Consider the following 23,262-nt stretch of genomic DNA (forward strand, 5'->3'; position numbering starts at 1 on the left):
ATGAAATTTAAATATTTATGTATAGGCGTAATCGCATCAATATTAATGCTATTCGCATCTTGTAAAAAATTTATAGATAAGCCTTACGACAATAGGCTTGAGCTAAAAACCGTGGATGATTACGAAGCCTTGGCTGTTCAGGCCTATCCCGAAAGGCAAGATATGTTCACCGATATACTTACTGACGATTTCCATCATTACGCTACAACCATGCAAGCTAGCATGGGGCCAAGATACATTCCTATCTTTATGTATCAAGATGATTATCAGGAAGGAACAGCTTCTCCATCGGCAGCCTATTCGCATTATTTTAACAAAATATATTTGGCTAACACGATTATCGAAGAGGTAATGGGGAGTGCTGGTAACGATCTACATAAAAAAGAGATTAAGGGTGAAGCTTTGCTGATCAGGGCATACTGTTATTTTACCTTGACCAATTTGTTTGGTATGCACTATAACAAAACTACTTCTGCCACTGATTTGGCTGTTCCGCTAATCACCTCGGTACCCACTGCCAATAGACCTGTTTTCTCTAGGAATACCGTTGAAGAGGTCTACAATCAAGTTGATAAAGACATCATCGAGGGCCTATCGCTGCTAAAACAAGGTTCGTCCTTCATCAGAAGTAATCCTTACCGTTTTAGTATAGCCAGTGCCAACGCCTTTATTTCAAGGGTAAATTTGTATAAAGGCAATTGGGAAGAAACCGTTAAATATGCAACAGATGTAATTTCTGAAAAGGGTTATGTGGTTAGAGATTTGGATAAAGACTTAGCGGTATTGAGTTCTACCTCAATAGCGAATTTTGCCTTACAGTTTATGGATCCGTCTATCCATCCAAATATCTTGTTAACCAACCAAACCAATGTTTTTTTGGTTACGCCAGTTGGATTTAGGCTCGGTGGTTTTTATCCGTCTATACAATTTACCTATACTTCTACAACCAATTACGGACCGGCATTATTTACAACTACCGATAACAGACGTAGATTATTGTCAACTGGCGGTACTGTTATTGATAGTGTGGCCTGTTATGTAAAGTACGCACCTCAGCCAAACCAGCCAAACGTAGGCCTAACCAGGTACGATCTCTTTACCATGGAGGAAGTTTTGTTGAACAGGGCCGAAGCCAATATGAAAAAGGCATCCCCCGATGTAGCAGCGGCCATGAAGGATATAGAAGAAATCAGGAAGAAACGTTTTAGTACTTATACCCCATTAAATACCACGGGTTTAACCAATAACCAGATAACCGATTTGGTTTTAAAAGAACGTAGGCTTGAGTTATTGGGACAAGGCCTACGTTGGTATGACATCAAGCGTTTGGGCATACAGGTAGAGCATCGCCTGGTTAGATACCTGGCATCAACAGGAACTATTTTGAAGCCTAATGATAAGCGAACTGCGCTACAAATTCCTTTAAGTGCCAGAATAGGCAATCCTACATTGGAAAACCAACTAAATCCTAGATAGTTTAAAAAAGAATAAGATGAAAAAATTAATCACTTTATTATCCTTGGCTTTTGGTTTAGCCTTTATTTTTGGGTGTAAAAAGGATAATCCCGAAGGAACATTTAAAGCAAATGTAGATTACTTCAATGTAAGCAACAAACCCAAGTATTCATGGAATGAACTAGATTATCTATGCGATTCTATTTATAAAGAGTACGGCGTAAAGATAATTTATGAATATACGCCAAGTACAATTGCAGGTACAACGTTTTTTGTGCCACCAGATTATAAAAAGGCACTTAGTTACACAAGGATTGTTATCAAAGGTTTTTGGCTTAAGCCTTTGAAAGAAAGGTTTCCGGAATATTTTGCAACGCAGACTCCTATTGAGTTTATCGAGGTGGGAGGTTTTGTCCATTTTAATGATATCACTTCAACCGGATCGGCTGCGGGAGCAGGCTTAAATGCACAGTTTTATCGTCTGGGAATGGGGGGCATCAATAACTTTGACAAAACCAACAAGGCTTGGCTTTTTGATCATATTGTAACCCTTTATCATGAGCATGCTCACCAGCAAGACCATAAATATGGACGGGGCGAGCTCTATGACAGGGTGTCGGTAGGCGATTATTATGGATTAACCTACGGCTCGAGATCAACTGCGCAATCGAATATCGACGGCTTTTTTAAACCATATGGCGGCTATGCTCCCGAAGAGGATTTTGCAACAACAGTAGAGAGCTGCGCTCGGTTTACAAAAGCCCAGGTTGATGCGATAACAGTCCAAAGCACCAAGCTGGCTACCAAATATAAAATGGTATACAAATTCTATTTAGATAAAGGAATGGATTTACATAAACTAAATACCGTACTTGATTCGGTAGTTTACAAAACGGTTTATTAACCTTAAAAAGGAAGAAATGAAAAGTAAATTAATATTAATATATAGCATGCTAATCATGCTTGTTATTTCAGCCTGTGAAAAGGATGCAATAACAAACTCGGCCTTGGATAGCGAAGCCAGAACCGTTGCCAATACCCAAAAGCTAAAAAAAGCTTTACAGGATGCACCAAATGGATGGGTAATGATGGTAAAGAGCAATTTGAGCGCCAACGTATATACCCCTATCGTGTTGAAGTTCGATACGGTTAAAAATACATTAAACATTAAAACGGTTTATGGCATTACCGATCCTAATCCTGCTTATTTCGAAATCCAATCAGGTACCGGAAGCCTGATGCTTGTTTTTTCTACAGGTTCTATCATGACTTCTCTATTTAGGATAGGCGCCCAAGCATCGGATATTACCGATCATATGTACAAGGTGATGAAAATAGCAGATGATAGTATTGAAATACAATGCTATAGGAGCGGAACGGTTTACAAACCAGAAGGCGGCGTAACTTATAAATTGTTTAAGAGGCCGGCTGATTGGACTTGGGCTGATGAAACAATTACGTTGGACTATACAAAATCAGAATGGCGAACGGGAGTTATCAACAGAACCGGAATTATGGAGTTTGAATATGCCGATGGATCACCAAAAATTAGTTATAAAGTGATGTTTGGCCTTTGGCCTGATAGTCAAATTAGTTCATACCGTGGCTCAGATCCTTTTGTCCAGAATGTGTCGGCAAAGGGTTTTCTTCCTATGTACAATGGTCTTATAGACCAAAGTTTAACCACAAGTACAACTTACGATACAACAAACGACAGGTTCTCGCCAATTATTGGACATAACGCTATCGCATTGTATCCATTTTCTTTCAATGCCAGAACAAACCAGAACGTTACAGCTTTTAAAAACAAAATAAAAACACATTATTTGGTTTTAGCAAGCATGACAAGGAGTAATGCTACGGCAACTGCAGCTATTGAAATGAATTTTGTGGCTTATGATAAAGAAGGGAAAGTAAATGTAAAAGCGAAATACACCTTGCCTTAAATTACATTACTTCTTATAAACCTGTGTTGATGGCTTGAGCCAAATGCTAGTTTTTATGATGATCGAACTCGGGTCAAAGGGCAATAGAACTTCTCTATTGCCCTTTTTAATAATGTCTGGCGTCACCTATAGCTTTTCTAAATTGACGTTTCTTTTGATTGCTCTTTACTGCTTAATAGTTTTGGTTGTCGTGATTTCTCCCTCACTTCCCTTTAACCAAGAACTTTGTCATCCTCGCTTTTATCGGTTATTAAAAACAAAATATTGCTATAATTTTGTTCCTTTTAAGTAGTATCCATTCTTTCTCCTCGAAAGAAGTTATGTTTGCAAAATTAATTTAATTTTTTTGAGGTTGCTTGCAACCTTTTACCGCTAGGGCTCATCTACCCTATACAAACAACATATGAAGGTGACCAAAACATATACGATTGATGATTTGATGGAAGGCTGCAAAGCAGGCAACCGGCAAATGCAGGAAATGCTGTACAGGCAAACTGCATCGAAAATGCTGGCTGTTTGTATGCGCTATGCCAAAGATCGTATGGAAGCCGAAGACGTGTTGCAAATGGGCTATGTTAAGATTTTTCAAAAGGTGAAAGACTACCGTGGCGAAGGCTCGTTTGAAGGATGGATGAGGAGGATTATGGTAAATACCGCTATTGAAAGTTATAGAAAAAACCTGCGCATGATGAATGTAGTGCCTATTGAAGATGCTTATGAGCAACCTTCACAAGGCTTTGATTTTAGCAGCTTGGGGATGCAGGATTTATTAAAAGTGATACAAAAACTAGCCGATGGTTACCGCATGGTGTTTAACATGTACGTGATAGAGGGTTACTCACACAAGGAAATTGCCGAAACATTGGGCATTAGCGAAGGGGCGAGCAAATCTCAACTATCGAGGGCTAGAGCAATATTGCAACAGGAAATTATTAAGATGGAGGGCTTTGGTTATGCAACACATGCCGGATAAAGAATTTGATAATTTGTTTAGAGACAAATTTATGGATGCAGAAATTACACCATCTGCAAATTTATGGGCCAATATAGAACAACAGCTGGCACCAAAGCGCAAACGTAGCCTCCCGATTTTTTGGATGGCAGCAGCGAGCGTAGCTGTAGCCATTACGGCACTATTGGTTTTCCAAAAAACAGAGAAAATACAATTGCGTGGCGTTGCAGTAGCAAGCGTAAGTACAACAACAACTGAAGATAGCATGGCCATGCCAACTGCCGATGTTGAGGCTACGGCAACTGACCTTGCAGGCACCAAAAGCCTTGCCAATACGCCTGTAAAGGTTGCGAAAGTAAACACAGCTCAAAATGTGCTTCCTGAAAATAAATTGGAAAAAAATCAGGAGGACTTGCAACCAAATGCCACGATTGCTCATCTACCTATTAAGAAGATCGAAATTGAGCCGATGAATGTGGTGCCTAAGGAAACAGTAGTTACGGTTGAAAACAACCAAAACATGATTGCAAGTGCCGATGTATCGCAAAAATTAGAGAGTACAAATGCCATTAGCGAAACAGAAGCGGTAACCGAGAAAAAAGGAATTAGAAACGTGGGAGACTTGGTCAACTTCGTGGTAGATAAAATTGATAAAAGAGACAAGAAACTGATCAGGTTCAACACCGACGATGACGACAACTCTTCAATTGTAGGCATCAATTTGGGATTTGTAAGATTTAACCCAAAAAACAAGAACAGAAATTAGAAACACAAATAAACCAACACAATGAAACGTTTAGTATTAACAGCAGTTTTGGTAAGCGGACTTACCATGCTGGCAGGCTTAGGTGCAAAGGCACAAGAGGATAACGGAAGGCAACAGGATAGCATTAAACGCAAGAAATTCGATATCAGCTACGGCTTGGGTATTACCATAGGCGAAAAAAGAGACAGTACAGGTAGGATCAACGAAAACAAGGGCCGTTTTGTAGGCGGCATTACCTTTACCCGCTTAGACATTGGCTTTTCTAAACTGATTGATAATGGAAGCTTTTCTCTATCGCCAACCAATGACTTTTTAGACTATAAAGCGGGAAAAACCAGCACGGTATCTTTTGATGTGATCCAATTTGGCTACCGCTTTAATTCAAACTTTAAAGTTTATGTTGCCGGTGGTTTCGACTGGACATTGATCCGTTTGAAAAAGAACATCACCATGCAAAAGGATATGCCTCAGCTTACGTATATCGAAGAGCCGATTATCTTTAGCAAAAACCGTTTCTCAAGTAGCTATATACACATTCCTTTAAACTTCGAGTTTCGTACCAAAGAAAACGACAATGGCAAACGCTTTTATTTTGTAATCGGTCCAGAGATCAGTTTCCTGCTTAATGGCAAGGTTAAACAGATTAGCGATGAGCGTGGAAAAGTGAAGTTGAAAGATGATTATAACTTTGCACCATTTCGTTATGGCGGTACCCTCCGCTTCGGTTACAATGGCTTAGGCGCCTTTGTGAAATACTATGCCAACGATATGTTCGATAGTACTCCTCAAAAAGGATTGAAAAACATGGCTTTTGGCTTAACATTCGGATTGAATTAACAGACACATCACACACACAAATAAACCCTGATCCCGTAATTAACGTTACGGGATTTTTTATTTTCAGTTGTTGCCAGATGCCTGCCATTCCAACGTTAAGGAGGGGTCTAGTTTTGTGTTATCTTCCTTTAAATAGATTCTTTGCTTCACTCTGAATGACAAAAGAACTCTTAACTGGAAACTGAAAACTGCCAACTCCTTTTCCTATCTTTACACTGTGAACGAAGAAATCATAGCGGTAAATCAGCTCCATAAACAATACCAAGAAACACTGGCTTCTGGTGTGAAGAACATCAGCTTTTCAATCAACAAAGGAGAAATCGTAGCCATTATTGGCGAAAGCGGTTCGGGTAAGTCGACCCTGCTAAAATGTATGTATGGTTTGTTAAAACCAGATTCTGGCGAGGTTATCTTTAATGGAAAGCGGGTAAAAGGACCTGATGAGCAATTGATACCTGGTCATCCCGAGATGAAGATGGTAACGCAGGATTTCTCGCTCAACATTTATGCAAAGGTTTATGATAATATTGCTTCGATGTTGCCGAATACCAATGTGAAGGCCAAAGAAGAAAAAACCTTGCAAATGATGGAACAGCTACACATCGGCCACTTAAGAAATAAAAAAATTACTGAGCTGAGTGGGGGCGAACAACAACGCGTAGCCATTGCCAAGGCTTTGGTAAGCGATACCCAGGTTTTGCTGTTGGATGAACCTTTTAGCCAAGTTGATTCTTTGCTGAAAAATCAATTACGGGCCGATATCAAACGCTTGGCCAAAGAAATGGGCATTACCGTAATATTGGTGTCGCATGATCCAACAGACGGACTTTTTCTCGCCGACAGGTTGTTGATCTTAAAAGAAGGCGAGCTTTTGCAAAACGATAGCCCGGCAGAAGTTTACCAACATCCTACAACCCTGTATACCGCACGGATTTTAGGCAATGCCGTTATTCTAAATAAGGAAGAAGCTTTGCAACTGGGCCTAAAAACCGACCAAGAAAAAGTAGCTTTTTATCCCGAATGGGTAGAATTGAAAAGTAGCTGGAACAGCAGGCGCTTTGAGGTAAAAGAAGTTTACTATAAAGGCTTTTTCGATGAATTGCTCCTCGAGAGAAACGGCGTGATGATTAGAGCCTTGCAACTGAACAGTGGCGAGCATAAAAAAAACGACCACGTTCAGGCGAACATTGGTCGTTTTTTGGAGTTTTAAATTTAGAAGTATTAATTGGTAGGATTTTGGGTCAATTTTCCTGGGTACGAATTAATCGCACTCTGAGGAATATAATAAACAACCCTAAAATCAGTAGCTGCTATGCTTGCAGTTTGATTTTGTGGACCTGGATATAAACGGGTAAGCGGTTTTCCATTGCGGAACACGTCAAAACTACGCTCAGCCTGATAGGCCAATTCCAATTGTCTTTCTTTATCAATAAGATTTCCTGCATTCGAAGCATCTAAAGAAGCATAGCCACCATTTACAATAGAACGGTTTCTGATGGTGTTAAGATCAGCCAATGCTTCATTGTATTTTTGCAATTTGGCATAGGCTTCTGCTCTATTTAGGTAGACTTCGCCCAATCTGCTGATTACCGGAGAATGTAATTGCGAATCTTCTCCTTCACGAGAACACTTCACGATATAAAACTGAGGATAAACACGGTTTAAGGTGATGAAATTATCAATGTACCCAGTGTATGTTTTACCTTTATAATTGATGGAATAAATATCCTGTGTAGCATCAACCGCTGTAAGTGGATAAGATACTTGATTTGGAGCAACACCCTCTACACAGCTAATTGTATTGCCGCTACGAACAGTGGTTAGCTGTGCATAGTTCAAGGTATTTCCTGCATCGTCTTTAATAAACCTGAATACTTCGGTATAAGCACCTGCTGCATCTTTTGAATAGGTAGGCTCAATAAAAGCGGCCCTGGCATCAACCATTTTGTATTTATTTGGTCGCCAGTCGTTACGGCCTGTTTCATTTAACAGGCTGATATATTTGGCACTGGCATACATTTCTCCCCAACCCATGCCACCAATATTAGAATACATGCCACCAATTCCGTAATAATGATCAGAACCAGAGAATTCTGAGGCTACACGTTTAATCGCAAAAATGGTTTCCTTATTGCTCTCAGGAATAAAAGTGTTGTACTTCATGAATTGGTCCCTTGGCAACAAGCTATACTTTGTAGAACCAGTGATTACTTTGTTGGCATAATCTACCGCCAATTGGGCATAAGTCTGATTAGGATTTTCATAGGTGCCACTCATATACAAGTAAACCCTCGATAGCATAGCCTGGGCAGCTTCTTTAGAAGCAAAAATAGGTCCCTTGTTTACAGAGATCATTTCTTCGGCCTTTTTAAGATCTGCGATAGCTTGTTCGTAAGTTGCTTTAACCGTTGCCCTGTCTGGCAAGTTTAAATTGATGACATCCTTAGGCGTGCCATTCACAATAGGTACGCCTAAATTGGTCTCTGGACTTTGATAGTACGGACGTCCAAAGGCACGAACCAGGTAAAAATACATCATGCCACGAACATAGTAGCATTCTCCCAATTTACTATCGAGAGCTGCGCTTTTGCCTTGTGGGATCATATTAATGATGTTGGAAGCCTGGGCGATGGCTTTGTAGCCGCTATCCCAGAAAGTAGATAGCCTTCCGTTGTTTGGCGTTCTGGCGAAGGAGATGAATTCGTAAAACGCATCGGTAGAAGATCCCCTGATCATGATGTTATCGCCAGCGTATTCGCCTAAGCGATGCATGGGATCTGACCAAGCCTTAAGCTGGGCATATACGCCATTTAATAAGCCATCTATAGATTCTTCCGGGTTTTGATTTATCCTTTCAGATTCCATCGATCCGAAGGGTGCTCTATCAATCTTACAAGATGATATCGCAATTATAGCAAAGATGATAGCTAATATCTTTTTCATTTTTTGTTTGCTTTAGAATGAAACATTAAGTCCTAACATGAATTTTCTGGTCATTGGGTAAACAGATGGTCCTGTAGAAAATAAAACCGTTCCACCATCGTCACTAACCGGTATTTCTGGATCTACCCCCGAATATTTGGTAATTACAAATAAATTCTCGCCAGCTAAGAAAACCCTTAGATTCCTTACTTTATATTTTTTCAGATTGAAATTATAGCCCAATGCCAACGAACGCATCCTAAAAAAGTCGTTGCTTTCCAAGTAACGCGAAGACGTAGAATTTCCTTTGTCTTGGTTGTTATATCTGGCTATAGGGTGGGTTGCAACGTCGCCAGGTTTCTGCCACCTGTTCCAGCCGTCTTGTAGCTGCATTTGGTTCCTGTCTGTATAGGTACCATCAGAATCGTATTCCTGACGCGAATAATTGTATATTTTGCCTCCAATCGAGTAACCAAATACAGCGCTTAAATCAAAATTTTTCCATCTGAAAGCGGTGTTGATACCACCAAATAGATCAGGAGAAGCCTTGTCTAACTTTTCTTGTGTTGCTTTTGCATAATCAGATGTTGTTGTCCTTGCTGTTTCGTTGCCATTTGCATCTCGGGTTACCACGTACCACAATGGCTTTCCGTCGGCAGGATTAACACCTGCCCATTCTGGCATGTAATAAGTGTCAACCGGCAAACCAATTTCTAATCTTCGGCTGGCAGAACCTGCTATGCCCAGGCCATCACCTATGATTAAAGGCTTGGCCGTATAAGTGCCATCCAGGTTTCTGGTTTTGAAGATATCGGTAAGCTTATTCACATTGTGGCCAATATTCACGTCAAGGCTCCATAATAAATCATTGGTACGGATAATATCGCCTCCTAAGGCTACTTCAATGCCCTTGTTGCTCATTTTGCCTACATTTTGCCAAATGCTGGTTACCCCAGTTAAACCAGAAATTGGTACATTGTATAAAATGTTATCTGTCTTTTTGATGTAGTAGTCAAAATTAAATCTAAGCCTGTTATCCAAGGCTGTAACATCTAAACCTGCGCCAGTGGTGTAAGTCTGTTCCCAAGTAAGATTCCTGTTGCCAATCTGACTGATCAAAAGGCCCGGAATTCCATTATAGCCAGCAGATGGGTTTACGGCATAAAGATCATATTGTGGATACAATGAGCTAGGGCGGTTACCTACCGTACCATAGGCTGCACGGAGCTTAAGGCTGTTGATAAAATCTGCCTTAAACCAATCTTCGCGATTGATGTTCCATCCTGCACTTACAGAGAAGAAATTACCATATTTCTTGCCAAAGTTCGAAGCACCATCCCTACGCAGGGATACCTGCGCCAAGTATTTGCCATCGTACGAATAATTTGCATTGAAAAGCAGAGATTGTACAGCCCATTCGCTTATGCCGCCTTTGGTTCTTTCTGGCTTAGATACGATATCCAATACTTCAAAGCCTGGCAATAAGCCTGTTCCGTATACATCGAGGCTTTTGCTGGTATAATCGTTAAACTCGTAACCTGCCAAGGCATTTAAGCTGTGCTTGCCCCATGCGTTGTTATAGCGTAAGATTTGGTTGGTATAGCGACGGGTATATTCAGACCTGTATTCTGTAATACGTCCATTTACGCTTAATCCCGAGTTCGAACGCGGATCCGAGTAACTATTTGCCGAATAAGTGTTGAATCTGTAGTTGTTGACCGATGAAAAAGTCAAGTGTTTGGTAATATTGATATCAAAGTCAAAATTACCCATGAATTCGTAATTGGTATTGGCAGATTTATTCCATTGCAGGTCATACAAATAATTGGTTCCTACACTGTTTACCCAGGTGCTAGAGCGATGAGGCACTAAATTTCCGTTCGCATCGTAAGGGCTATCCCATGGCAAATTTGAATACATTGCAGTTACAGAATATTGGCTATCTGCCACTTTACGACGTGCACCTACTAAAGATGGTTTAATGGTTAACCAGGTAAAAGGCTTATAAGTGGTATTGAGCCTAAAGTTATAACGCTCGTAATCATATCCTCTCACAGCTCCAGATTCATCATAAAAACCTAATGAAAGGAAAGATTGTAGTTTATCTGTTCCTCCCTGAAAAGAAATATTATGGTTTTGGTTAAAGCCAGTCCTTGTAGCTAAGTCCCACCAATCAAAATTACTGTTACGTAATTCAGGTTTCCAGCGAGGAAAACTAATGGCACTTGCATCGGCGAAAGAAGAGAAGTAATCATAGAGCTCGGCACCATTCATCATCTGCAGATTGCCATTGGTTAATTGGGTAATACCAGCTTTTGAAGAAACATCAATGGTCGTTTCTCCTGATTTGGCTCTCTTGGTAGTAACGATAATAACGCCGTTTGCGCCTTGCGAACCATAGATGGCAGTTGATGCTGCATCTTTTAACACAGTAAGGCTTTCAATGTCGTCTGGGTTGATATCGCCAGGGCTAGATCCTACAATTACACCGTCTAATACCCAAAGCGGAGCAGTTGTGCCACTTAATGTTGCCTGTCCACGGATAATTACCGCTGCTGTTGCTCCCGGTCTTCCCGAAGCTGGCGCAACAAATAAGCCAGGGGCTTTGCCAGCAAGTAGATTTTGTACATTTGGAGAAGTAACGTTTTTAAGTTCACTGCCTTTAATGGTATTTAAAGCTCCAGTCAGGCTTTCTTTTTTCTGGGTGCTGTATCCCACCACGACAAGCTCGCCTAATGATTCTGTTGCTTCGGCAAGCGTAATATCTCCCAGAGATAAGCCTGTTATGGCAACGTCTTTAGCGGTAAAGCCAAGCGAGCTAATGGTTAATACTTCGCCTATTTTCGCCTCTATGCTAAAAGCTCCCGAAGTATTGGTAGAAGTAACGCGATTGGTGCCTTTCACAGTTATGGTTGCTCCCGGAATAGGGCCACCGTTCGCATCTTTAACCGTTCCAGAAATAGTTTCTTTTACATAAAATTCTGTAGCTAAAGCACTTGCTTTGTTAGGCTTGTTTAGGTTTTTGTTGATGGCTATGGTTTTGCCTTCAATATTATACTCAAGCGGAAGGTCTTCAAATACTTGTTGAAGTACCGTACCGATTGAATTTTCATTGATGTTGACATCAATTTTTTTTAACCCTTTAAGGTCTTCGGTTTTGTAAAAAAAGGTGTATTCAGATTGTTTTTCTATGGCTTTTAAAACCTGATCGATTTGTACGGATTTAAGGTTTAGCCTAATGGTTTGGGAGAATGTTTTTGCATTTGCAAATGTTGAGATACATACGGTGAGGAGAACGACAACCTTCATCATGCTAAAAAAGATGTTAAAAGGTTTTTTTTTCTGCACATGCTGTATCTGAAAATGTTTTTTTTGGTTGATGTGTTTCATTTGAACTAAAAAGTTTAGGTTTAAATGTTTGTTTTTAATGCATGTTAGTTGATTTTTTTAGAAGCAATTTGCTTCATGGGTTTAAGCTTAGTTGTTTTTCGTCATGTTTGTTGGTTTAGGTTGATGGGATTATTGGATGATTAATTTGTTGTCTTCTGTTAATTTGTACTTGACGCGTGTGGCACCCAGTATTTTCAATGCCTGGCGCAGCGTGAGGTCTTTTCCTATTTTTCCTGTGAAAGTGCCCGGAGGTTTATTACCCTCGTAGCTTACTTCAATATCATACCATCTGGACAATTCCCGCATAACATCGGCTATGTCAGCTTCTTCAAAATGAAACAGGTCGTTTTTCCAGGCTAAAACATCTGCTGGGTCTATATCGTTAATCAACTGTATTTGATCAGCCAGTGGTTGACTGATGGCTTGCTGATTAGGTTTTAAAAGGAACTGCCTTTTCCCGGTATTTAACAAGATGCTTCCTTCTAAGAGGGTAGTTTTGTAATTGCCATGATCTGGATAGGTGTTTACATTGAAATGCGTTCCTAGAACTTCAATATTGGTTTTGCTATTTTCGATGTTAACGATAAAAGGTTTTTGCGGGTCTTTTGCTACTTCGAAATAGGCCTCTCCAGAAATCGTAACCTTTCTGTTCTTTTTTGAAAAAGCTATTGGATATTCAATGCTGCTGGCCGCATTCAGCCAAACTTTTGTTCCATCAGACAAGGTTAGGTTGTATTTTCTTCCGATAGGAGTTTTGATGCTGTTTAATTCGTTTTCCTTGCCGTTTTTGCTATCTAGGTAAACTAACTGTCCGTTGCTGATCCGAATTTTTGAGCCATCCCGATTGACTACAACCTTGCTGCTGTTTGTACTGTCCAATAAAACTTCCGTACCGTCTGATAATACTAATATGGCACCATCACGGCCCGGCTGTACATCTTTTTCAGTGGCTTTAGCTATGTCTTTCTGTTTGGTTTTGGCATTGAAATTTTGAAATATCCAATAAGACCCAAATAATACTGCAATAGCCGCGGCGATACCGATGCTGTATTTTAACAGTTTAATTCTTGGTACAGGGTGAGTTGCCTTAATGTCAAGGTTGTTGTCTATGGCTAATATCTGATCGACTCTGTTTTTTATTTCAGCTTCATCAATAACAGTGTTATTGTTTTCTGAAGCGGGGCTGATGGTCGTAGCCAGTATATCGATGAGTTCTTCCTGATTGGTTTTGTCAATTAATTGAGACAGTTCTACGGTCTCCTCATGAGCTAAGGCATTATTGCAATACTGTTCCAGTAAATAACGGATTCGTTCTTTACGCATTTGGTTTATTTAGGGTTAGTCAGGGTTTTTGCCCCAGGTTAGTAGTATGAATAGACTTTTTCTAATCACTACTATCGGGAAGGGAATTTTTTTTTAAAAAAGCCCTAAGACCAGCAATATGCTGAGGTAGGTTCCATATCCAGCTGTGGTCAGTTCTTGACGGATCAATTTTAATGCGGAGGTAAGGGTATTGTAGACGGTGTTGATGGAGATGTTTAATTTTTTGGCAATCTGATCGGGACTGAGGCCCTCTTCTCTACTTAATAGGTAGATGGTTTGACGTTGCTGGGGCAAGCGCTGAACAGCTTGCTTAACGATTGACCTGATTTCTGTAAATTCTATCGGCTTTTGGAGGCTAAAAGTTGACTTTTCATTTTCTATATTCAATTTTAACCGGTCGGCCTTTGTCTTGATATGGAGTTCTTTTCTGATAAGCGTTAATGCTTCCGTACTGACGATTTTGTAAATCCAGGCCTGAAAATTCTCGATCTCCAATAAACGGTCTCTGTTCAGCCATACCCTCAAGAATGATTCTTGTAGGATATCCGATGCAACCTCTTCCTGGTTTTGGGTTACTTTTAAGAGAAATTGATGCAGTTTTTTATAATAGGAAGTGTATAAAGCTTCAAATGCTTTTTCATCCCCATCAACAATCGCCCGAATGAGATCCGCTTCAATATTTTTATCCTTATTTGTCAAAAAATAGATCTTTTAAGGCCACTAATATAGCTAATAAAACTACTTGGATAATAAAAAGCAAGTATTATGTGGTGAGCTGCTACACTAAGGTCGGATATGTGTGGATTATGGTGATTTAGGCATAAAAAAACGACCAAGCTCAAGTGAACATTGGTCGTTTTTTAGAAGATTTACGAAGTTTTAAAACTTTGTGGATCTTTAGTCCGATGAAGATGTAACGATTACAACTCTAGCAGTAATCTGACTTACCGGGCGGGCTGGCAAAACGGTTTGGTCATAATGATTTTGTAAATAAACCCTAATTCGGCCAGGGAACGAAGTATAGCTAAAACGCGAGGTACCAAGCGTAAAAGGTAGGGCATCATAGCCATCATCATCAAAACGGGCGAATGAAACGATTGTTCCATCGTCTTCGTATTTTTCTATTTCTTGATTATTAATGTCTACGTAATAATAACTGCCTTCTGAATCAGTTTTTGACTGCCATTGACTTGGTAAAATGCTCGCGTAAAAAGTAAAGTTTGGAACATTCTGCTGAACAACAGTGTCTTTTTTGCAAGACGCCAGACCTAGTGTGGCAATGCAAAGGATGAGTAAGGTGATTTTTTTCATGTTGTGTGTGTTTTGCAAGAACTATTGCAAATCTACTGCCAAATATTATTGATTAGAAAAACAGTCATTGTAACATTTTGTTTGTAGAAACAATAAAACCTTAATTTTTTAATCTGATGCCGTTGCCTGTGTCGATACAGACAATGGAATTAATCTCCTACTAAAATTTTATGGCCATCGCAATCTTTGATGATAAATTCCCTGCTGCCATACACTCTTTGGACAATTCCTTCTACTATCTCGGCATTTTTTGATTTGACCTCCTCGTAAAAAAGATCTATTTCGGGCACCCAAATAATAAGGTCGGCGCTCATTTTTCGATATTGTTCATTTATAGGAAAATCTTCTGTATCTGATTTGGCAAAATGGACCTGAAATCCGTCGCGTTCTACCATGGCATACAGGGGTGGGTCTGAAAAGTAGCCAATGGTGTTAAATCCAAGCACATCACGATAGTATTCGGCGGTTTTAACTACATCTTTTACCACGAGTTGTGGGGCTATACCTATGAGTTTTGCTTTTTCCATGTTGTAGTTTAATTGGCGTGTTTATAATCCATCAATTTCATGCTGGTTCGTGTCGACACGAACCATGGTTATATTCATTTGCGTACACACTGGTTTGTGTCGACACAAACCATTACCATATTCATTTGCTTTAGGCTATTTATAACCCATCAATTTCATGCCATAAACCCATCTGTCTTTGATGTTGAGCAAGCTACCATCAAATTCAAGGCCTGGGATAAATTTAGACAATAAGTTCTCTTTTCTCAATGAATTTTCGAGTGAATGCAAAGATCGGCGGGAAAGCTGCTGATAGGAGGGGTCAATTAATTGCTGTTCCCTCAACAAGAGCTTTCCATCCCATTTTTTCGCTTCAATTCCTTTTAAGCAATTTCCCAAGCACAATAGTTGTAAGTCTTTCCAAATGTCATCGAAGATCAGCTGGTTGCCATAACGTACAAATGCTTGGATTTCCTTATTGGAATTGCCGGTTAATTCGGGGAGTGTAGTGAGCAGTTTGCTCAGTTTGCTGGTGGTAATAGCCGCTATGCCTGCCCATTTGGTTTCGAAGCCCAATGAATCCGTTTTTTGCTGTAACCATTTGTAGAAATCAGATCGCTCTGCAATATCCTGGTATTGATTGAAACCATCTGCCTTGAGCAAATTCACTTCATTGGCCACATTCCAGGTCTGAGTATGGTGCTTGCGGTCTGCTTTGAGCCAATGTCCATCGGTACCATCATGCCTGCCTAAGGGATTTGCTTGGAGATAACCAGCTTCATCGACATACTCTAAGGCATGTGTCTTTTGCAAACAGCACAACAATAACAAAAAAAACATCAGGCTTCGCATATTGTAAAGTACGTAAAATAGCACGTAATGGTTGCTAGGCCCAAGGGAGGTAGAGGGCGGAAGGTTGAGGGGAGATCATCCTTGTCGCCATGGTTCAGTCACCATGGTTCGTGTCGACATGAACCATGGCGAGGGACTGTCATCCAGACCACAGGGAAGGATCTATTCTGAAATGACAAATCCCGTGGTTCGTGTCGACACGAACCATTGCGATTAAGTGTCGACACGAATCAAGGCAATTAAACCAGGTATTCGAATAAAGTTTGGTCTTGGTTCAGCTCGATGATGTCGAATTTAAAGGCTTTCATGCGTTCGAGCAGGCTCGAATAGTCTTCTCTATCCCTGAGTTCAATGCCCACCAATGCCGGGCCATTTTCGCGTTCGGTTTTTTTGATGAATTCGAAACGGGTAATGTCATCATGTGGACCCAATACTTCAGTTACAAAGAGTTTCAAAGCACCCGGACGTTGCGGGAAACGGACAATGAAATAATGCTTGAGGCCCTCAAAAAGCAAGGATTTTTCCTTGATTTCCTGCATGCGCTCGATATCGTTGTTGCCGCCACTCACGATGCAGACTACTTTTTTGCCTTTGATTTTGGAAGCACAATAATCTAGCGAAGCTACAGCCAAAGCCCCTGCAGGCTCGGCAACAATTGCGTCTTCGTTATATAACCTTAAGATGCTGGTACATACTTTTCCTTCCGGAATGAGTAATACTTCATCAAGAACTTTTTTGCAGATGGGATAGGTGAGCAGTCCTACCGATTTAACGGCAGCACCATCAACAAAGCGGTTGATCCGCTCTAATTTGATAGGCTGACCAGCTTTAAAGGCTGCATCCATAGAAGGAGCACCTTCAGGCTCCACGCCAATCAACTGGATGTTAGGTTTGGTGTTCTTGAGGTACATGCCAGTGCCTGAGGCCAAGCCACCACCACCGATAGGCATAATCACTACCTCGGTACCAGGCAGATCTTCTAATATTTCTACGCCAACGGTTCCTTGTCCTTCAATTACGTGATAGTGATCGAATGGAGGCACGAAGGTCATGTTGTTTTCTTCGGTAAAACGAAGCGCTTCCGCCAAGCAATCGTCAAAAGTATCGCCAACCAGTACAATGTCTATCCAACCGTTGCCAAATAACGTAGTCTGACTTACTTTTTGTTTAGGTGTAATCTCGGGCATAAAAATAGTACCCTTGATCTTCAGTTTTTTGCACGAATAGGCCACCCCTTGCGCATGATTGCCTGCGCTGGCACAAACCACTCCATTTTGAATAAGCGAAGCCGGAATTTGACTCATCATATTGTAAGCGCCCCTCAATTTATAGGAGCGAACTACTTGTTTGTCTTCACGTTTTAGGTAAATCTCTGCACCGTATCTTTCTGATAAACGGGCATTGTATTCTAGAGGCGTACGTAAAACGGTGTCTTTGAGCCTTTCGGCAGCTGCCAAAAAATCAAATGTATGTTGGGTGGTGGTATTCATTTTTTTAGTATCAAGTAGCTAGTATCAAGTATCAAAATGGTCTAGGTCATTGGTCATTAGTTCATTAGTCATTGGTTCACTTGTAGGCATGTCATCAGAGATTTTGACTATGGACTATAGACTTCTGACCATCCCTAGGCCAGATGCAAAGCCACCAATTGGTTCAAATCGTGGTCATCTATGCCTTGTTTGCTATCGGCCAAGATCAAAAACTGTTGGTAAACGATGTCTAAATGTGCTTTTTCTAAGTTGTGGCCTAAGCGATCCAGGTGATGTTTCAAAGCGTGTCTTCCACTTCTTGCCGTTAAAACAATCGCAGCCGAAGGAAAACCTACATCTTCTGGTTTAATGATCTCGTAATTTTCACGATTTTTCAAAAAGCCGTCTTGGTGTATGCCCGAGCTATGAGAGAAGGCATTGCCACCCACGATTGCTTTGTTAGGTTGAACCGGCATGTGCATCTGCTGGCTAACATGTCTGCTGATGTCATAAAAACCTTGGGTATTGATCTGCGTATGCAAATTTAGACTCTTGTGAGTCTTTAAAATCATCACTACTTCTTCCATTGAAGTATTGCCTGCACGTTCGCCAATGCCGTTAATGGTACATTCTACCTGGCGTGCACCATTTTGCAAACCGGCAATAGAGTTGGCCGTAGCCAAACCCAAATCGTTATGGCAGTGTACAGAAATAATCGCTTTATCTATATTCCTTACATTTTCTTTGAGGTAAAGGATTTTAGAACCATATTGGTCTGGCAAGCAGTAGCCATTCGTGTCTGGAATATTCACCACAGTTGCGCCAGCAGCGATAACAGCTTCGATCATTTTGGCCAAGAATTCAATATCGGCCCTGCCGGCATCTTCTGCATAGAATTCTACATCTTCTACAAATTTCTTGGCATATTTTACGGCTTCTATGCCACGCGCCAAAATATCTTCGCGAGTACTGTTGAATTTGGTTTTGATGTGCATGTCTGAAGCCCCAATACCAGTGTGGATCCGAGGTCTTTTGGCATAGCGCAAGGCGTCTGCAGCTACATCAATATCGTTTTTATTGGCTCTGGTTAAAGCACAAATAATAGGGTCATTTACAGCTTTCGATAATTCGATCACACTGTTAAAGTCGCCAGGACTTGATACCGGAAAACCGGCTTCAATCACATCTACTCCTAAGCGCTCCAGCGATTTTGCGATCTCAACTTTTTGGTTGGTATCTAACTGGCATCCAGGAACCTGCTCACCATCGCGTAGGGTAGTGTCAAAAATATAAACTTTGTTAGGGTCGTGTAGCATCGTCTTAAGGTTTTAGGTTAATGATTGGATAAAAATTTCAATACCAGTTTACCCATTTCCTGGGTGCCTAGCACTTTGTATCTGTTGGTGGCCGCATCGGCAATGTCATTGGTTCTAAAGCCTTCTTTCAATACTTTATCAACCGTATCAACAATTTTCTTGGCTTCTTCTTTTAGTCCAAAGCTGATTTCGAGCATGAGCGCAGCCGATAGGATAGAAGCGAGAGGATTAGCCAGGTCTTTTCCGGTAATGTCGTGAGCTGAGCCGTGGATAGGTTCAAAGAAACCTGTGCCATCGCCAACAGAAGCGGAAGCCAACATGCCCATTGAGCCGGCAATCTGAGAGGCTTCGTCTGTTAAAATATCGCCAAACAAGTTAGCGGTCAATACCACATCGAACTGTTTCGGATCTTTGATCAGCTGCATGGCGGCATTGTCTATAAACATGTGTTCGGTTTGTACATCAGGATATTGCTTGGCAATTTCCTGAACGGTTTCGCGCCATAAACGCGAGCTTTCCAATACATTGGCCTTATCAACCGAACACAGCTTTTTATTGCGTTGACGTGCGGCCTCGTAGGCTTTATGTGCAATGCGTTCTACTTCATATTTATGATAGATCATCAGATCTGAAGCAGTTTTTCTGTCATCAGAACGGGATTTTTCGCCGAAATAGACATCACCGGTAAGCTCCCTGAAGAACAAAATATCGGTTCCTTTTAAGATGGCCGGTTTGATGCTCGAGGCATGTAAAAGCTCATCAAACAATAAGATTGGACGTAAATTGGCATACAAACCCAGTTCTTTCCTGATTTTGAGCAGGCCTTGCTCTGGACGAACTTTTAAAGATGGATCATTGTCATATTTGGCATGGCCAACTGCACCAAAGAGGATAGCATCGCTTTGTTTAGCTTTTTCTAGGGTTTCGTCTGGCAGTGGATTTCCTGTTGCTTCGATGGCAACGTGACCCATTAATGCTTCATCGAAGGTAAAATCGTGGCCATAGGTTGTTGCGATGTGTTGCAAAACTGCTTTACCCCATTGGGTTACTTCTGGTCCAATTCCATCTCCCGGAATAACTAAAATATGCTTCTTCATGCTAATTCTTTTTGTGTTTCGTAAGTTTTTATGTTGTTGACGACTTCGCCCTGGTTAAGCAGAAGTCTATGAGTAAGGCAGTTCGGCAATTGCGATTCGAAATGGCCTACATAGATCAGGGTCATTCCGTTTGCGCACAACTCGTCTACCAGTTGGTTAAAATATTGTGTTTGTTGTTGATCCAAGCCTTGGCAAGGTTCGTCTAAAATGAGCAGTTCGGGGTTTTTGATAATGGTTCGGGCCAATAATACCAATCGTTGCTTGCCCAAAGGCAAAGTGCTCAGCAATTCGTTTCGCGAAGCAGTTAGCCCGAAGTATTCGATTAGTTCGTCTACCTGAGCGCTTTTTGAATAAGGCAATTGCTGGAACAATCCAACGCTATCGTAAAAGCCAGAGGCGATGCTCTGAAAAACAGTAGCTGTAGCATCAAAATACCAATGGAATTCTGGAGAAATCAGTCCGATGTGTTGCTTAATGTCCCAAATGCTTTCCCCGCTTCCCCTTCGGTTGCCAAATAAATAAAGCTCGTTGGCATAGGATTGGGGATGATCGCCGTTAACCAAGCTCAACAAAGTTGATTTGCCCGAACCATTGTGGCCTTGCAACAGCCATTTTTCGCCAGCTTTCACTTCCCAATTGATGTTTTTCAACACCTGTTTGTCGCCATAGCTGATGTTAACGTTCACCATTTTGATGATGTCGGTAGTTGCATAAACCGGCGATTCTTTCAGGAAATCGGGAATGGTGCCCAAACGTTTTGCTGGAGCTGAATTGGTGATTTCAACGGGATCAACCGCTACCAATTGGCCATTTTTTATAGTTGCAAAGCGATTGATACAAACAGGCAGTTCGGTATCGTTGCTGATTAAAATCAATTGTACGCCTGCCTCAGCCACCTGATCTATTAAAAGATTTAAATTTTTACGTGAAGTAACATCCAGGCCAGTATAAGGCTGGTCGATGATCAATAACTGAGGTTGCAACCATAAAGCCTTCACCAATTGCAATTTTTTGTGTTCTCCACTCGAAAGTTCGATGAGTTGCGAACTGGCGAAGGTAGATAAGCCCAGCGCTGCTAAAATAGGCTCGACTTGATCAAAATGGAGCTGGTTTTCTTTTCCATAAGCCACCAATTCGGCGTGAACGGTTAATGTTTCCTTCGCCTGCTGACTGGTATAACGTTGCTGATAATAAAAATTGGCAACACCTTCGAGGTTTTTAAACTGGTACCAGCTTTCCACATATAGTGCTTGTTTGGGCAAACTGCTCAATAAGTCGTAGTCAATTTCGATACTTCCTTGTACAGGTGTTAAACCAGCAATGGCTTTGGCCAATGAAGTTTTTCCACTCCCGCTTTCTCCCCCAATAACCAGGTTTTCGCCCACTTGCATTTCCCAATACAAATCCTTTAGCACCACTTTGCTGTGGTAACTTAGGTTGAGGTTTTGTATGTGGACGAATGGCTTAAACATTATATATTGAGATTTGGGTATTGCGATTTGAGTATAGAGAGATAAGCTTTAAACCAAGCTTTTTGCTTTGGTCTTTAAGCTTTCATCTTTTTTCAAATTCTTCTATCAAAGTTTTTTGGTTAAGGATAAAATCGATGTCATCGTAACCGTTAATGAGGCATGATTTTTTATAAGGATTGATTTCAAAACCTTCTTGCTGGCCGGTACTTGTCAAAGTGATGGTCTGTTTTTCTAAATCTATTTCGACTTCGGTTTTTGGATCTTTTGCAACAGCGGTAAATAGCTGATGTAAAAAATCATCGCTTACCTGCACTGGCAACAAACCATTGTTTAAGGCATTGCCTTTAAAAATGTCGGCAAAGAAGCTGCTTACTACAGCATCAAAGCCAGCATCTTGAATAGCCCAAGCAGCGTGTTCGCGACTGCTCCCACAACCGAAATTCTTGCCTGCCACCAATATCCTGCCACCATAAGTTTTGTCGTTCAAAACAAAATCTGGTTTTGGCTGACGGTTTTCGTCGTAGCGCCAATCACAGAACAGATTTTCGCCAAAGCCTTCTCTGGTGGTAGCTTTTAAAAATCTTGCGGGTATAATTTGGTCGGTATCAATGTTCTCTATATTTAAGGGAACCACTGCCGATGTTAGTTTTTCAAATTTTTTCATTTTGTTTCGTTGTTAGTTGTTTGGTTTATAGTTTTTTAGGCCTAAAACTTACAACCTATCACTCTTTATTCTTTCTTAGGTATTTGGTTCTGTTATCGATCTGCCTCAAACCTTCTACCTTAAGCCTTCTAACCTTTTACCTCTTAAAGGCTTTAACTCTTAATCTTCTATAATCTGCAAACCATTCGCCCTTAATAAAATAGTCTGGCTTTAAAATTTCTACGGCTAAATCTTTAATGGCTTCAGCTTGCTCGGTGCTCAGGTCTTTAAAGGCATGTTGCGCAAATTGCTGCATCCAAATGTGCATGCCCTTTTCGCCACTTAACCGGGTAGGCCGATCAAACAACCAAGCCTGTTCAACTTCAAAACCATGTTTTTCTAGCAGGTTGGTATAAGTGCCAATAGAAGGGAAGTACCAAAAATTGGTGATGACCTGATTAGCCAGTCCCAAATTTTTTGCTGCGGTGGCAATGGCTGCTATAATGCTTTGTACATTGCCTTTTCCACCAAATTCTGCCACTAATCGACCACCTTTTTTTAAACTCTGGAAAAGGCTTTTAGTTAAACCTTCCTGGTCTTCTATCCAGTGGAAAGTAGCATTGCTGAAAATGGCATCGAATACACCATGATAAGGCAATTGACTAGCGTCTACTACATCAAAAGATAAATCTGGATAGTTTTCTCTTGCTGTTGCAATCATACTGGCCGATGCATCGGTACCTACTATGTTTGCACCGCTTTTGGCAATTTCATTGGCCAATTGACCAGTGCCACAACCCACGTCTAAAATGGCCTCGCCCCGTTTTGGAGCCAACCATTGCAATACATCTGCACCGTAGTCTGATACAAAGTGATGTTGCTGATCATATAATTTACTGTCCCAAGCGATTTCTGGCATCTTTACTTCCTAATCCCCTGAAGGGGAATTTTTTTTGAACTTTAAACTATTACTATTAATGTACTGTTATTTGGTGCACCCAACGT

General features: G+C 40.9%; 20 protein-coding genes. 7 read left to right on the forward strand and 13 right to left on the reverse strand.

Features of this window, described 5'->3' with window-relative positions; all coding sequences use genetic code 11:
* The 7 genes from AC570H_RS01030 (at position 1) to AC570H_RS01060 (ending at position 7,166) form a co-directional block, all read left to right on the forward strand.
* Complete coding sequence (locus AC570H_RS01030; protein ID WP_497350797.1) at positions 1-1,476, forward strand: RagB/SusD family nutrient uptake outer membrane protein; 1,476 nt, start codon at positions 1-3, stop codon at positions 1,474-1,476.
* 16 nt (positions 1,477-1,492) lie between these two features.
* Positions 1,493-2,359, forward strand: a complete 867-nt coding sequence (locus AC570H_RS01035) for a substrate import-associated zinc metallohydrolase lipoprotein (RefSeq protein ID WP_497350799.1) — start codon at positions 1,493-1,495, stop codon at positions 2,357-2,359.
* Between the two features lie 55 nt (positions 2,360-2,414).
* Complete coding sequence (locus AC570H_RS01040) at positions 2,415-3,401, forward strand: DUF4302 domain-containing protein (protein WP_497350801.1); 987 nt, start codon at positions 2,415-2,417, stop codon at positions 3,399-3,401.
* Between the two features lie 403 nt (positions 3,402-3,804).
* Positions 3,805-4,374, forward strand: coding sequence for an RNA polymerase sigma factor (locus AC570H_RS01045; protein WP_497350803.1), 570 nt, complete (start codon positions 3,805-3,807; stop codon positions 4,372-4,374).
* Positions 4,364-5,119 (forward strand): hypothetical protein, encoded by a 756-nt coding sequence (locus AC570H_RS01050; protein ID WP_497350805.1) that lies wholly within the window; start codon positions 4,364-4,366, stop codon positions 5,117-5,119. Before AC570H_RS01045 ends, AC570H_RS01050 begins: the two co-directional genes overlap by 11 nt.
* Before the next feature lie 21 nt (positions 5,120-5,140).
* Entirely contained in the window at positions 5,141-5,956 is an 816-nt protein-coding gene (locus tag AC570H_RS01055) for an outer membrane beta-barrel protein (protein WP_497350807.1), read from the forward strand.
* A gap of 217 nt (positions 5,957-6,173) precedes the next feature.
* Positions 6,174-7,166 (forward strand): ABC transporter ATP-binding protein, encoded by a 993-nt coding sequence (locus AC570H_RS01060; protein ID WP_497350809.1) that lies wholly within the window; start codon positions 6,174-6,176, stop codon positions 7,164-7,166.
* A gap of 11 nt (positions 7,167-7,177) precedes the next feature.
* On the opposite strand, the gene AC570H_RS01065 is transcribed toward AC570H_RS01060, so the two are convergent.
* From AC570H_RS01065 to AC570H_RS01125, 13 genes are all read right to left on the reverse strand, one after another.
* Complete coding sequence (locus tag AC570H_RS01065; protein ID WP_497350811.1) at positions 7,178-8,899, reverse strand: RagB/SusD family nutrient uptake outer membrane protein; 1,722 nt, start codon at positions 8,897-8,899, stop codon at positions 7,178-7,180.
* Positions 8,900-8,911: 12 nt separating this feature from the next.
* A complete protein-coding gene (locus tag AC570H_RS01070; RefSeq protein ID WP_497350813.1) occupies positions 8,912-12,190 on the reverse strand; it encodes a TonB-dependent receptor in 3,279 nt (1,092 codons plus the stop codon).
* A 207-nt stretch (positions 12,191-12,397) separates the two neighbouring features.
* Positions 12,398-13,591: a FecR domain-containing protein gene (locus tag AC570H_RS01075; protein ID WP_497350815.1), complete on the reverse strand. Its 1,194-nt coding sequence runs from the start codon at positions 13,589-13,591 to the stop codon at positions 12,398-12,400.
* A 93-nt stretch (positions 13,592-13,684) separates the two neighbouring features.
* Positions 13,685-14,290 carry an RNA polymerase sigma factor gene (locus AC570H_RS01080; RefSeq protein ID WP_497350817.1) on the reverse strand — a complete coding sequence of 202 codons (606 nt, stop codon included), beginning with the start codon at positions 14,288-14,290 and terminating at the stop codon, positions 13,685-13,687.
* A gap of 198 nt (positions 14,291-14,488) precedes the next feature.
* Positions 14,489-14,902 carry a hypothetical protein gene (locus tag AC570H_RS01085; RefSeq protein ID WP_497350819.1) on the reverse strand — a complete coding sequence of 138 codons (414 nt, stop codon included), beginning with the start codon at positions 14,900-14,902 and terminating at the stop codon, positions 14,489-14,491.
* A gap of 149 nt (positions 14,903-15,051) precedes the next feature.
* Positions 15,052-15,429, reverse strand: a complete 378-nt coding sequence (locus AC570H_RS01090; RefSeq protein ID WP_497350821.1) for a VOC family protein — start codon at positions 15,427-15,429, stop codon at positions 15,052-15,054.
* Positions 15,430-15,564: 135 nt separating this feature from the next.
* Positions 15,565-16,248 (reverse strand): hypothetical protein, encoded by a 684-nt coding sequence (locus tag AC570H_RS01095; protein WP_497350823.1) that lies wholly within the window; start codon positions 16,246-16,248, stop codon positions 15,565-15,567.
* A gap of 251 nt (positions 16,249-16,499) precedes the next feature.
* A complete protein-coding gene (gene ilvA / locus AC570H_RS01100; protein ID WP_497350825.1) occupies positions 16,500-17,750 on the reverse strand; it encodes a threonine ammonia-lyase IlvA in 1,251 nt (416 codons plus the stop codon).
* 134 nt (positions 17,751-17,884) lie between these two features.
* Positions 17,885-19,045: a 2-isopropylmalate synthase gene (locus AC570H_RS01105; RefSeq protein WP_497350827.1), complete on the reverse strand. Its 1,161-nt coding sequence runs from the start codon at positions 19,043-19,045 to the stop codon at positions 17,885-17,887.
* 17 nt (positions 19,046-19,062) lie between these two features.
* The gene (leuB, locus tag AC570H_RS01110) at positions 19,063-20,142 is read right to left on the reverse strand and encodes a 3-isopropylmalate dehydrogenase (RefSeq protein ID WP_497350829.1); all 1,080 of its coding nucleotides are present in this window, start codon (positions 20,140-20,142) and stop codon (positions 19,063-19,065) included.
* A complete protein-coding gene (locus AC570H_RS01115; RefSeq protein WP_497350831.1) occupies positions 20,139-21,614 on the reverse strand; it encodes an ATP-binding cassette domain-containing protein in 1,476 nt (491 codons plus the stop codon). The genes leuB and AC570H_RS01115 overlap by 4 nt, the downstream gene beginning before the upstream one ends.
* 82 nt (positions 21,615-21,696) lie before the next feature.
* Entirely contained in the window at positions 21,697-22,278 is a 582-nt protein-coding gene (leuD, locus tag AC570H_RS01120) for a 3-isopropylmalate dehydratase small subunit (protein WP_497350833.1), read from the reverse strand.
* A gap of 136 nt (positions 22,279-22,414) precedes the next feature.
* Positions 22,415-23,176, reverse strand: a complete 762-nt coding sequence (locus AC570H_RS01125) for a class I SAM-dependent methyltransferase (protein ID WP_497350835.1) — start codon at positions 23,174-23,176, stop codon at positions 22,415-22,417.
* Positions 23,177-23,262 lie beyond the last annotated feature (86 nt).

The sequence above is a fragment of the Pedobacter sp. B4419 genome, assembly GCF_059693725.1.